We start from the raw sequence: 13,101 nt of genomic DNA, 5'->3' as shown, positions 1-13,101 counted from the left end.
GGCGGGGCATGAAGCAGACAATGGGGTGCATGCCGGATATTCGCGCGCGTTCGGCGATCGCCGTCGCGACGCCGCCCCGGCCTATGCCCCGCCCCGGACCGAGAACCTCTTGACCCGCAGAGCGCTCCGCCAGGTGATCGCCGCCCCGAGCTCAGGCTCGCGGCGCCTATTCATGCGCGCGGCCATCGCGTTGGTCGTGCTGGTGCTGATCGGCGGATCACTCGGAGCCTGGTGGTCGGTCGGGCTGGCGGATCGCGAGATGAAGGACCGCCTGCTGTTGGAGACGCGGCTGTTGGCACAGTCTTTGAATTTCGAGCGCATCGCGGTCCTCGCGGGCGACCTCTCGGACGTAAAAAAGCCCGAATATCAGCGACTCAAGAACCAGCTTGCCACCATAGCGCGGACCGATCCGCGCTACCGGTTCGTCTATCTGATGGGACGTCGTGCGGATGGGCAGTTGTTCATCTTCGTCGACAACGAGGCACCCGACTCCGAGGATTACTCGCCCCCCGGCGATCTCTACGACGAGGCATCGGAGGGCGAGTGGCGTGTCTTCGCCACCGGCGACGAGCATGTGGAAGGACCGCTCGTCGACCGCTGGGGAACCTGGATCTCGGCACAGGTCCCGATCTTCGAGCCGAGCAAGGCCGTCCAGGGCAGTGCACTCCCGGCCGAGGCCCGCGCGCTGGTGCAAAACGCGTCTGCCTATGCAGGCGAGCATGGCCGGGAGGCCCTGCTCGATGCCTTGCGCGAGCCGAACGGCCCCTTCCATCGGGGCGATCTCTACGCCTTTGCCTACGACCTCGAGATGACCTTCCTGGCCCATCCGGCGAGACCCGAGTTGGTAGGGCAGAATTGGATCGACAGACCGGACCGTGTCGGCGGCACCCTATTCCGCAAGGAGATTCAGCGCATCGCCCTATCGAGCGGCAGTGGTTGGGTGGCCTACGAATACGTGAACCCGATCAACCAGCGCATCGAGCCCAAGACGACCTTCGTTCAGCGCGTCGGCGACATCATCGTCTGCGCCGGGGCCTATCGTCTCCAAGGCGACGTCGTCGCCGTGCTCGGCATCGACGTGGAGGCGCGCACCTGGAGGATCGAGCTCGCAAAGGCCGCCGCGCCGATACTCGTACTGACGCTCGTGCTGCTCCTGATCATCCTCGCGGGTACGGCGTTGCTGATGCGACGCGCCCGCCTCGAGGCGCATGCTGCGCACCGATTACGCCATTTGGAGCCGGCGCTGGTCTTGGCCTCGGGTCTCGCCTTGACCCTCTTTGCCGCATGGACGGCCCATCAGCGCGAGGGCCATGCCCGTGACTGGTCATTCGCCCAATTGGCGAGCGCACGCACCGAGGCGATCGCCGGGAGCTTGCACAACCTGCGCGATACCGAGCTCGAGGGGCTGACGAGCTTCGTCGAAATCTCGGCGGATATCACCGCAGATGACTTCGACCGCTATACGCGCTATCTCACACGCGATCCGGCCGTACGTGCATGGGCTTGGGCGCCGAGGGTGCGCGCAACGGATCAGGATGACTTCGGCACATGGGCCGAGGCCGCCGGCATCGAGGACGCGCGGATGTGGCAGGAAGACGCGCAGGGAGGGCGCGGACCTGTGACGGAGCGCGAGCATCACTATCCGGTCCTCTTTGCCGTACCGTCGACGAGAGCCAACCTACAGGCGTTGGGCTTCGACCTTGCCTCGGATCCAATACGCCGTGCCGCCATCGAAGAGGCGGCGCTCGGTCGCATGCCGACGGCAACCGAACCCATCACCTTCGTGCTGGAGCCGGGGAGCCCGAAGGGTATCCGTGTCTTTCAGCCGGTCTTCGGCGACTCGGGCGAGGTACAGGGTGTCGTCGCCGCCGCGCTGCGCATGGATACCCTTCTGCTGGGGGGCGGGCCGGACAAGGCCACGCGCCTGCAGATCGCTTACCTGCACAGCTCCGGAAGCTTCGAGCCGCTTGCATCGAATTGGACTCCGAACGGCGAGCTTCCCGCCGGCCCGTCGCTGACCCGTCTCATTCCGATCTTCGGCGAGGTCTTTGCGGTGACGGCCTACGCGGGGCCGGAATTCCTGAGCAGGCATCCCGTGCGGGCAGGATGGATCACGGCGCTCACGGGGCTCGCCCTGACTGCCGCATTCGTCCTCATGGTCACTCTACTGGCGCGTCGCCATGCGGGATTGGTCGGTCTGGTCAACGCCCGAACCGAGGAGCTCAACCGGTTCTTCACGACCGGGCTCGACATGTTCTGCATCGTGAACGCCGAGGGCGGGTTCTTGCGCGTGAACCCGGAATGGGAGCGGACCCTCGGCTACCCGCCCGAGGAGTTGGAAGGGCATCCTTTTATCGATTTCGTGCATCCGCAGGATCGCGAGACGACGCTCGAGGCGACTCGACACCTCTACGCACAAGGAGCGATCCTGGATTTCGAGAACCGCTACCGGTGTCGGGACGGCAGCTATCGGTGGATCGAGTGGCGTTCCTTCTCCAGCGGGGAGCTGATCTATGCCGCTGCGCGCGACGTCACCGAACGCAAACGCACGCAGGCCGAGAGCGCACGACGCTTGGCACTGGAAAGTGCCGCCGCCGCGATCTCCGCCCGATTCGCGAGGGCCCGCCCGGACAATTTCGACGTTATCCTCGATCGGACCCTCCAAAGGCTGGGCGAGCTCCTCGAAGTCGAGCGGGCCTACCTGTTCCGTCTGTCGCAGGACGGCTCTCGGATGACCAACACCCACGAGTGGTGTGCCCCGGGCATTGCGTCGCAGATGGGGCGTGCGCCGGACCTACCGGTCGACGGGATGCCGTGGTGGAAGGCCCGAATGGCCGCCGGCGAGCCGGTCCTGATCCCCGACGTGGACGATCTGCCGGAAGAGGCGACCCCTGAAAAAGCGGAGTTTTCGGCCCAAGGCATCCAGTCGCTACTCTGCCTGCCCATGGTCGACAGCGGCGGGAGGCTCGGCGGCTTCGTCGGCTTCGACACCCTTCGCCCCGGACATGCGTGGGCGGAAAACGACCTCGGTCTGCTGCAGCTTCTCGTGCAGGTCATCGGCAGCACCATCAAGCGTCTGGACACCTTCGCCCGCCTTCAGGACAGCGAAAAGGCGCTGCAGAGAGAGACCCGCTTACAGGATCTCTTGATGGAGATCTCCGCGACCTATATCAGCCTGCCGCTGGACCGGGTCGATTCGGTCATCGAGACCTCGCTGGGGCATCTGGGCGATTTCGTCGGTGCGGATCGGGCCTACCTCTTCGACTACGATGTCGAACGGCACATCGTCATCAATACCCACGAATGGTGCGCACCCGGGGTCGAGCCGCAGATCGACACCTTGCAGGCCGTTCCGACCGACCTGGTCTCCGATTGGGTCGCGACCCATCGGACAGGCGGCACCGTCTACGTCCCCGACGTGCTCTCGCTTGCGCCCGAGAGCAGCGTCAGACAGGTGCTCGAGCCCCAAGGAATCAAAAGCGCGATCGCCGTGCCGATGATGGACGGGCCGCGCTGCCGAGGGTTCGTGGGTTTCGATTCGGTGCGCAAACACCATCGCTATTCCGATACCGAGCAGCGACTGTTGACGGTGTTCGCGCAAATGCTCGTGAACGTTCAGAAACGACGCGAGACGGAGGAATCACTGCGACTCAGCCGCGAGCAAGCGGAGGCCGCGAGCCGGTCCAAGAGCGAGTTCCTGGCGAACATGAGCCACGAGATCCGCACACCGATGAACGCCGTGATCGGGCTGAGCCAGATCCTGTTGGGAACCGATCTGAACGAGGAGCAGCGCGACTATCTGGGTAAGATTTACGGCTCCTCGCGCCTGCTGCTCCGAATCATCAACGACATCCTGGATTATTCCAAGATCGAGGCGGGCAAGCTGGAGCTGGAGTCCCGTCCATTCCGCGTGGACCAACTCCTCGAGCAGATGGCCACGCTCTTCGGCTCGGCGGCGGGCGAGAAGGGCCTCGAGCTGGTCTTCCGCGTGTCGCCCGAGGTCCATCGGACCCTGCTCGGCGATGCGCTGCGTCTGGGCCAGGTCTTGACCAACCTGCTCGCCAATGCGCTGAAATTCACCGAGCAGGGGACCGTCGAGGTTCGGATCACCCGACTGGGCGGGGATACCGATCAGGTTCGCCTGCGCTGCGAGGTCTCGGACACCGGGATCGGCATGGACCCGGGGCAGGTCGATCGCCTGTTCCAGGCCTTCTCGCAAGCCGACAGCTCTACGACACGCAAATACGGCGGCACGGGCCTTGGGCTGGTGATCAGCCGCAAACTGGTCGAACGCATGGGGGGCACGCTCGAGGTCGCCTCCTTGCCCGGAGAGGGCAGTGTCTTTTCATTCGATCTGCTCCTGCCGGTCTCGCGCGAGGACACCGGACTGGGCAATACCCGAGAGATCAGCGGCTCCCGAGTCCTGGTCGTCGACGACCACGCCGTCGCCAGAACCGTGCTCCGCGAGATCCTGGAAAGTTGGGGATGCCGGGTCGAGGAGGCCGCGAGCGGGGCCGCTGCGGTGCAGGCCGTCATCGAGGCCGAACGGGCCGGCATGGCCTTCGATTTCATCCTCATGGACTGGAAGATGCCCGGCAAGATCGACGGGCTGGAGGCCGTCCGGCAGCTCTTCCGATTGCGCCAAGAGGGCGTCCTGACCGGTGCCGCGGCACCGGCGATCATCGTCAGCGGCTACAACCGCGACGACTTGCCGAAAGACCGCAGGGGGCTCAAGGGTTTCCTGGGCAAACCGGTCACCGCATCGGCCCTGCTCGACACCCTGCTCGAAGCGCGTGACGGAAAGCCGCAACCCGGCAAGCCCGCGCGATCGGCCCGGCCTGCGACGCCCTCCTTTACCGGTTCAGCGATCCTGCTGGTGGAAGACAATGCATTGAACCAGGAGGTCGCAAAACGCATGCTTCAGCGCACCGGCGCCGTCGTGACCCTGGCCGAAAACGGTGTCGAGGCGGTCGAGCTGGCGACGTCACGGGACTTCGACCTCGTCCTCATGGATCTACAGATGCCGATCATGGACGGCTTCGAGGCCACGCGGCGGATTCGTCCGATGCGTCCCGATCTTCCGATCATTGCACTCTCTGCGGCGGTGATGGAGGCCGATCGCAACGACGCCCGGGAAGCGGGCATGAACGACCACCTGGCCAAGCCGATCGACACCGTCGAGCTCTACCGGACCCTCGCACTCTGGCTACCCGGCCCGGACGACACCGAGCCGAAGAGGAGTGCTGCGCAAACCATCGACCCCGCATCCGGCTGACCGCGGCCTAGTGGAGCAGTGCAGAGATTCCGAGACCGTCCGAGATCATTGTCGTTGTCGTTGTCGTTGTCGTTGTCGCAATCGTGGTCGTAGTCGTAGTCGTAGTCGTATCGATGGTCGATTACGACAACGACAACGAACGGTTTCGACACATCTGCCGTGCTGCATTTGTTTCAACCGGCCCCAGCCGGATCCAGCGCACACAAGGCCCGCACGATCGCCGCATCCTCGGCGCGCTCGGCCACGGCAACCTGCATGAAACCCAACCCACTGGCCTTCTCCGCCGTGCGTTCCGCCACGACCACCAAGGGCGTGGCGAGCAAGGGAGCACGTCCCTCGGGACCGAGCATCTCCATCAGATTCAGCATGACCTCGTCGCTGGTCGCGGTGACAGCGGCGACGGTCTCGGTCCAGCGCGACAGCAGGGATGCGGGATCGAACGTCGGACGCACCCGACGGTAAACCTCGGCAAAAAGCACCTCGGCGCCGCGGGCGCGCAGCGTATCGGCGAACAGGGTACGCCCGCCTTCGCCGCGCACGATCAGCACCCGGCGGCCGCGCATGTCGGCCAGCTCGGGCATCGCGAGCAGGGTCTCGCTGTCGAAGCGCTGCTCCGGGACCAGCTCCGGCGCACGCCCCGCGTCGGTCAGTGCCTGTGCGGTCGCTCGCCCGACGGCAGCGACCGCCGCAACCCGTGACCAGGAGCCGTCCGGCACCAAGGCGAGCGCCTGCTCGACCGCGTTCGGGCTGACGAAATAGAGCATGTCCCAGGACTGCGCCAGCCGTGCGGCTGCCTCGCGCGGATCGGCGGCCGGCGCAATCTCGATGCTGGGCAGGCGGATCGCGCGACCGTTGGCCGCCTCGATCAAACGGCAGAGGCCATCCGCTTGGGCCGCGGGCCGGGTCACCAAGACGCCGCGCCCGCCGAGATCACAGGGCGCGGGCATCACGGCTCCTGCAGTGCGCTCAGGATCTCGCCGGCACCTTGGGCGAGCAGGGCGTCGGCGACCCGTGTTCCGATCGCCTCCCAATCCTCGCGCGGACCTTCGGATTCGGCGCGCAGGATCCGGGATCCGTCCGGCGTCCCGACCAACCCCTCGAGGACGAGTCGGTCGCCCTCGATCAGGGCATGTCCGGCGATCGGGACCTGACAGCCGCCGTGCAGACGCGCGTTCATCGCCCGCTCGGCGAGCACCCGGTCCGCGGTATCGCGGTGATGCAGCGGCGCGATCAGATCATTGATGCGCGGATCCGCGCTGCGGCACTCGATCCCGATGGCACCCTGCCCAATCGCCGGCAGGCTGTCCTCGGGCGCGATCCGGCCGCGGATGCGCGACTCGAAGCCCAGCCGCATCAGCCCGGCGGCGGCCAAAATGATGGCGTCGTACTCGCCGGCATCGAGCTTGGCGAGACGGGTATTGACGTTGCCGCGCAAGGGCTCGATGCGCAGGTCCGGGCGCCGGTCGGAGAGCTGACATTGGCGGCGCAGACTCGAGGTGCCGACACAGGCACCCTGCGGGAGATCATCAAGGCCCTCGTAGCGGTTCGACACGAAGGCATCACGCGGATCCTCGCGATCCATGATCACCGCCAGATGAAGGCCCTCGGGAAAGTCCACCGGGACGTCCTTCATGGAGTGCACGGCGATATCGGCCACGCCCTCCAACATCCCCTGCTCGAGCTCCTTCACGAAGAGGCCCTTACCGCCGACCTTCGCCAACGGCGCATCGAGGATCTTGTCGCCCTTGGTGGTCATCCCGACAATCTGGATCTCGAGCCCCGGATGGAGCTCGGTCAGCAGCGCGGACACATGCTCGGCCTGCCACATGGCCAAGGGCGATTTACGGGTGGCGATACGGATGATGTTCGACATGGCGGATCCTAAAGGGGGTCTCGATCGGAGACTGATTCGGAAACAGGGACGTACGATCACGCCCGCGCGGACGAGGCCACTGGACCACGACGGCGGCGAAAGGGTGAGATTGTGTCACAGCCGACGCGGGGATTCGAACCGGCTAAACTGCGTCTCGCAGCAACACGGCTGCTTAAGCCGATGTTCAACACCGCATGCACCAACGAACGAGGGAGCAGACGCAGTTTAAAGAGTTGTTTTTAATATCCTAAACCGCGTCCAGCACGGATCATGATGGGTCTGCCGTCCGCCGCCGCCAACTGAAGGATCTCGCCCCACTGAGGATGCGGTTTAGCTGGGGATGCGGTTTAGCTGGGGACGCAGTTTAGTTGGGGACTCGGGTGAATTGGGATTGATCCGGTCTCCCCTGCGCATGCAGCCAGATCGGACCGCTGCCGTAACCGGGATAGAGGGGGATGGCGATCAGCGCAGCGGATCGCGTACCGAACCCGTCGGACCGCTCGAACGTCATGGCGGACTCGGGATCCGCATCCGGACCGGACCCATGCGACGCCAGCAGCCCCCGCCAGGCCGTCCAGTCCTCGGCATCGGGATCCGGGGTCTGCGCAGCAAGGAACTTCGGAAGATGCTCGGCGATGCGCGGCTCACCGAGATCGTCGAGCTCGCCTGCGCTCAACATGTGTAGACCGGCGGCGATCGGATGGACGCGGATCTCGCCGTCGCCTCCGTGACGCAGCCAATAGGCCGAGCGCGGATCCGCCAGCACCAGATTGAAGGGCCGATAGGCCTCCGGATCGAGATCGGCCAGCGCACCGGCCGCCTCGGAGGCTTCGGCATGGTCGAGCGCATCCAAGACCAGCTCGCCGCGACTGCGCTTGCCGGGCAGGGGGCCGAGCGTACCCTTGCGGTTCATGACCGCAGCGACGAGGCCATGATCGTTGACCCCGAGCCAGCTCCCGCCGGACTCCAGGTCGCGCCCTGCGCACACCTCCGAGCGATCCGGCCAATGTCGGCCCGGCGGGCGACTCGGCCGCGTGCGCATCTCGTCGCGATTGGCCGCGATCAAGACCGGCCAGGGATGACCCGGACGCCTCAGAATGACGAAGGTACACATGAATTGAAACCCCTCGGGCAGGAGAAAACCCTGCAGTGCGCTTTCATGATGCGAGATCGGCATCGCATCGAACAATGGTCAAGGCGATGTGCGCTTCGGATCGAATGAAACATCATTAAATTCTTACACTCGGATTCGGGCATTCGGATTCGGGCATGCTGAATCCGCTCGATCGCCGACCTTGCTCATATCGACCATCCGGTAGGGTGGACGCGCGAGGGCGACGTCCACCAAGCCCTGCTCAACCCGGTCGCTCTCGCTGGACCTTCGCGACCTTGGTCGAGACCGTCTTGAGCAAGAGCTCGAACGCCTTGCGCTGGGTCAGTTGATTCGCGGTCGTCGGCTCGCCGATCATCTCCAGGCGCGCCTGAAAGTAGGCGATATCGGCCTCGAGCCGCGCCAAGCGGATGCGACGACGCGTGCGCTCGGTCAGGTCCGCCGCGAAGGATTGCGTTTCCATGTAACCGCCGGCCCCGTCGATCACGCCCCGGGAGACGACAGATCCGAAGATCGGCGATGATGCTCGCCCGGCCCTCGCCGGGCGACGCCGGTTGGCCTGAACCCGTTTGCCAAGCACTTCGGGACTTGTGTTATAAACATCGATTGTCCGTCTATAAAATCAACTCAGAGAAACAACACCGAGCATGAGCGCAATCCTCGAGCTGTTTCGCAGTTCCGGTGCCCTTTACGGCGGCAATGCAGCCTTTATTGAAGACCTCTATGAACGTTATTTAAAGGACCCGGAGAGCGTCGATTTAGCGTGGCGAGAGCGCTTCCATGTCATGCACCAGGAGGCGGCCAACGAGGTCGCGCACGGGCCGGTGCGCGAGAACTTTCTGCGGCTCGCACAAGAGAGCCGGACCCGCGCACGCACACGCTCGACCGAGCGGCTCGAGCCCGCCGCCGCGGAAAAACAGGCTGCGGTGCTCTCCCTGATCAACGGCTACCGCTACCGCGGCCATCAGGTCGCCAACCTCGACCCGATCAAGCTGCGCGACACGCCGAAGATCGCGGACCTGGATCCGGCCTTCCACAACCTGGAGCCGGACGACATGGATCAGGTCTTCCATACAGGCTCGCTCTACGCCCCGGACCGCATGCCGCTGCGCGCCATCATCGCGATGGTCGAGCAGATCTATTGCGGTACGGTCGGCTCGGAGTACATGCACATCACCGATACCCAGGAGAAACGCTGGATCCAGAAGCGGCTCGAGGGGTATCGCGCGATACCCGAGCTCGACACCGCCGATCGGCGTTGGCTCTTGACCCTGCTGACCGCCGCCGAGGGCTTCGAGAAGTATCTCCACCAGCGCTATGTCGGCCAAAAGCGCTTCTCGCTCGAAGGCAGCGACGCCCTCATCCCGCTGCTGGACGAGCTGATCCAGCGTGCCGGACGCAAGGGCCAGAAGGAGCTGGTCATCGGCATGGCCCATCGCGGGCGCCTCAGCGTGCTGACCAACATCTTCGGCAAGCCGCCTCAGGACATCTTCGACGAGTTCGAGGGCCGGGTCCAGATGGATTGGCGCCAGATGGCCGGCGACGTGAAGTATCACATGGGCTTCGCGACCGACATCGATACCCCCGCCGGGATCGTCCATCTGGTGCTGGGATTCAACCCCTCGCATCTCGAGATCATCAACCCGGTCATCGAGGGCTCGGTGCGCGCACGCCAGCGCAGGCGCCACGACCGCAGCGGCGATCAGGTCCTGCCGGTGCTCATCCACGGCGACGCGGCCTTTGCCGGCCAGGGCGTGGTCATGGAGACGCTGCAGCTCTCCCAGACGCGCAGCTACGCCACCGGCGGCACCGTCCACATCGTCATCAACAACCAGATCGGCTTCACGACCAGCAACCCGCTCGACACCCGCTCCACGCTCTACTGCACCGATGTCGCCAAGATGGTACAGGCGCCGGTCTTTCACGTGAACGGCGACGACCCGGAGTCGGTCATCTTCGTCACCCGGATGGCGCTCGACTTCCGCAACCAGTTCCACAAGGACGTCATCATCGACCTGGTCTGTTACCGACGTCTCGGCCACAACGAGGCCGACGAGCCCGCGGTCACCCAGCCGATGATGTACAAAAAGATCCGCCGCCATCCGACCCCGCGGGCCGTCTATGCCGATCGCCTCGTTGCCGACGGCCTGATCTCCAAGGAGGAAGCCGATGCGATGGTTGCGGATTATCGCGACTCCATCGAGCAGGGCGTCGTGGTCGCGCGTCCGGTCCTGTGCGGGCTGGATCATGCCTACCGCGTCGATTGGGGCTTCTGCCGCAACACGGACTGGAATCAAAGCGTCGACACGGGTATCCCGGTCGAGAAGCTCCGCGAGCTCGGCGATTCCATGCTGCGGGTCCCCGAGGGCTTCGAGCTTCACCCACGGGTCGAAAAGCTGTGGGAAGAGCGGCGCAAGATGGCCCAGGGCGATCAGCTCCTGAACTGGGGCTTCGCGGAGAATCTCGCCTACGCCACCCTCCTCGACGCGGGTACCCCGGTGCGCCTGTCCGGACAGGATGCCGGTCGCGGGACCTTTTTCCATCGTCACGCCAAGATCCACGACCAAGTGACCGGCAACGCCTACACCCCGTTGCAGCACATCGGCGAGCATCAGGGCGCCTTCATCGCGATCGATTCGCTCCTGTCCGAGGAGGCGGTGCTGGCCTACGAATACGGTTTCGCGACCGCGGAGCCGAACGCGCTGACGCTCTGGGAAGCCCAGTTCGGGGACTTCGCCAACGGCGCCCAGGTGGTGATCGATCAGTTCATCACCTCCGCCGGAACCAAGTGGGGTCTGTGCTGCGGGCTCGTGATGCTGCTCCCGCACGGACTCGAGGGCCAGGGCGCCGAGCACTCTTCCGCCCGTCTGGAGCGCTTTCTGCAGCTCTGCGCCGAGCACAACATCCAAGTTTGCGTGCCGACCACGCCGGGCCAGATGTATCACCTGCTGCGCCGCCAGATCGTCCGCGACTACCGCAAACCGCTCATCGTCATGACCCCGAAGAGCCTGCTGCGCCATCGTCTCGCGGTCTCCGCGCTCGACGAGCTGACCAGCGGTCATTTCCAGACGGTCATCCCGGAGGTCGACCCGATCGACCCCGCGCAGACCGAGCGCGTGGTCTTCTGTTGCGGTAAGGTCTATTTCGATTTGCTCGAAGCGCGGCGCGCGCGTGGCCTGACGAATGTCGCCATCATCCGCATCGAGCAGCTTTATCCCTTCCCCAAGGAGCACTTCGACCGCGCGCTCGAGGCCTACGACACCACCGAAGAGATCATCTGGTGCCAGGAGGAGCCGCAGAACCAAGGCGCTTGGGACCAGATCAAACACCGCTTCCACAACCTGATGCAGGACGGAAAGCGGCCCTATTATGTCGGCCGCCCATCCTCCGCAGCACCGGCCGTCGGCCACCGCGCCGCGCACGTCGAGCAGCAGGAGCGGTTGATCGACGAGGCCCTGACCGGGCACTTGAACCCCAGCATGAACAAAAGGATCCCGCCACAATGAGCAGTGAAGTCCGTGTCCCCGCCCTCCCCGAGTCGGTTGCCGACGCCACGGTTGCGACCTGGCACAAACGCCCGGGCGATTCGGTCAAGCGCGAGGAGAACCTGGTCGATCTGGAGACCGACAAGGTCGTGCTCGAGGTCCCCTCGCCGATCGACGGCATCCTCCGCGAGATCATGGCCAACGAGGGCGATCTGGTTCAGTCCGATGCCGTGCTGGCGCTGATCGAAGCGAGCGACGCCGGGGCGACGCCGCCGGCACGCAAGGCATCTCCGCCGCCTGCCAAGGCCGCTCCAGCCAAGGCCGCGTCGCCGAACCCGGCGGCGAAGACCGCACCGACCGGCACCGAGCCTCAGGTCGCCCCCGCCGCGCGCCGCCTGGTAAAGGAGCTGAATCTCGACCCGCACGCGATCCCGGGCACGGGCCGCGACGGTCGCATCCACAAGGCCGACGTCATCGCCTATCTGGACGAACGCGAGCAGGCCGCTCCGGCCAAGGATCCCGATCTGTCCCCCGCGGCGCCCGCGCCCAGCCCGAGCCTCACCGGCGAGGCCGGCCGCCCCGAGCAGCGGGTGCCCATGACCCGCCTGCGTGCCCGCGTCGCCGAGCGGCTGGTCCAGGCCCAGCAGAACGCGGCCATGCTGACCACCTTCAACGAGGTCGATCTCAAGGCCGTTCTCGCGCTGCGCAGCCGTTACAAAGACCAGTTCGAAAAGACCCACGGGGTCCGTCTCGGCTTCATGTCCTTCTTCGTGAAGGCCGCGGTGGAGGCCCTGCAACGCTTCCCGGTGATCAACGCCTCGGTCGACGGCGACGACATCATCTATCACGGTTATTACGACATCGGCATCGCGGTGAGCTCGCCGCGCGGTCTGGTCGTACCCATCCTGCGCAACTGCGATCAGCTCGGCATGGCCGATGTGGAGCAGGGCATCGTCGCCTTCGGAGAAAAGGCGCAGAACGGAAACCTCAGCTACGAAGAGCTCACGGGCGGTACCTTCTCGATCACCAACGGCGGGGTCTTCGGCTCGCTGCTCTCCACGCCCATCCTCAACCCGCCGCAGAGCGCCATCCTGGGGATGCACAAGATCCAGGAACGCCCGATCGCGGACAAGGGCGAGATCAAGATCGCACCCATGATGAATCTGGCCCTGACCTACGATCACCGGATCATCGACGGACGCGAGGCGGTGCAGTTCCTGGTCAGCATCAAGGAGACGTTGGAGGATCCGGCACGGTTGCTGCTGAGGATCTGAGGATTCAAGATGGCCCATGACCGGCCGAGCACCGATGCCGGTTGGGTTTTGGTGCGGAACGCCGGACCACGCGGCGAGAACTC

7 protein-coding genes are annotated in these 13,101 nt (G+C 65.2%); 3 read left to right on the top strand and 4 right to left on the bottom strand.

Going from position 1 to position 13,101, the window contains the following annotated elements; genetic code table 11:
- Positions 1 to 25: 25 nt before the first annotated feature.
- The gene (locus KFB96_RS23805; RefSeq protein ID WP_213456195.1) at positions 26 to 5,275 is read left to right on the top strand and encodes a response regulator; all 5,250 of its coding nucleotides are present in this window, start codon (positions 26 to 28) and stop codon (positions 5,273 to 5,275) included.
- Positions 5,276 to 5,448: 173 nt separating this feature from the next.
- Here KFB96_RS23805 and KFB96_RS23800 read toward each other — a convergent pair whose 3' ends face one another.
- From KFB96_RS23800 to KFB96_RS23785, 4 genes are all read right to left on the bottom strand, one after another.
- Positions 5,449 to 6,222: a uroporphyrinogen-III synthase gene (locus KFB96_RS23800; protein ID WP_213456197.1), complete on the bottom strand. Its 774-nt coding sequence runs from the start codon at positions 6,220 to 6,222 to the stop codon at positions 5,449 to 5,451.
- A complete protein-coding gene (gene hemC / locus KFB96_RS23795) occupies positions 6,222 to 7,148 on the bottom strand; it encodes a hydroxymethylbilane synthase (protein WP_213456199.1) in 927 nt (308 codons plus the stop codon). The genes KFB96_RS23800 and hemC overlap by 1 nt, the downstream gene beginning before the upstream one ends.
- A gap of 364 nt (positions 7,149 to 7,512) precedes the next feature.
- Entirely contained in the window at positions 7,513 to 8,325 is an 813-nt protein-coding gene (locus KFB96_RS23790; RefSeq protein WP_300970904.1) for an NRDE family protein, read from the bottom strand.
- Between the two features lie 178 nt (positions 8,326 to 8,503).
- On the bottom strand, positions 8,504 to 8,722 hold the full coding sequence (locus KFB96_RS23785) for a hypothetical protein (protein WP_213456201.1): 219 nt from the start codon (positions 8,720 to 8,722) through the stop codon (positions 8,504 to 8,506).
- Positions 8,723 to 8,906: 184 nt separating this feature from the next.
- Here KFB96_RS23785 and KFB96_RS23780 point away from each other — a divergent pair, with 184 nt between their 5' ends.
- Both KFB96_RS23780 and odhB read left to right on the top strand, forming a co-directional pair.
- Entirely contained in the window at positions 8,907 to 11,765 is a 2,859-nt protein-coding gene (locus KFB96_RS23780; protein ID WP_213456203.1) for a 2-oxoglutarate dehydrogenase E1 component, read from the top strand.
- The gene (gene odhB, locus KFB96_RS23775; RefSeq protein ID WP_213456205.1) at positions 11,762 to 13,018 is read left to right on the top strand and encodes a 2-oxoglutarate dehydrogenase complex dihydrolipoyllysine-residue succinyltransferase; all 1,257 of its coding nucleotides are present in this window, start codon (positions 11,762 to 11,764) and stop codon (positions 13,016 to 13,018) included. Before KFB96_RS23780 ends, odhB begins: the two co-directional genes overlap by 4 nt.
- Positions 13,019 to 13,101 lie beyond the last annotated feature (83 nt).

Source organism: Thiocapsa sp., from assembly GCF_018399035.1.
GTDB lineage: Bacteria > Pseudomonadota > Gammaproteobacteria > Chromatiales > Chromatiaceae > Thiocapsa.
Note: the sequence above shows the minus strand (reverse complement) of the source record. Positions and strands in the feature narration are given on the sequence as shown.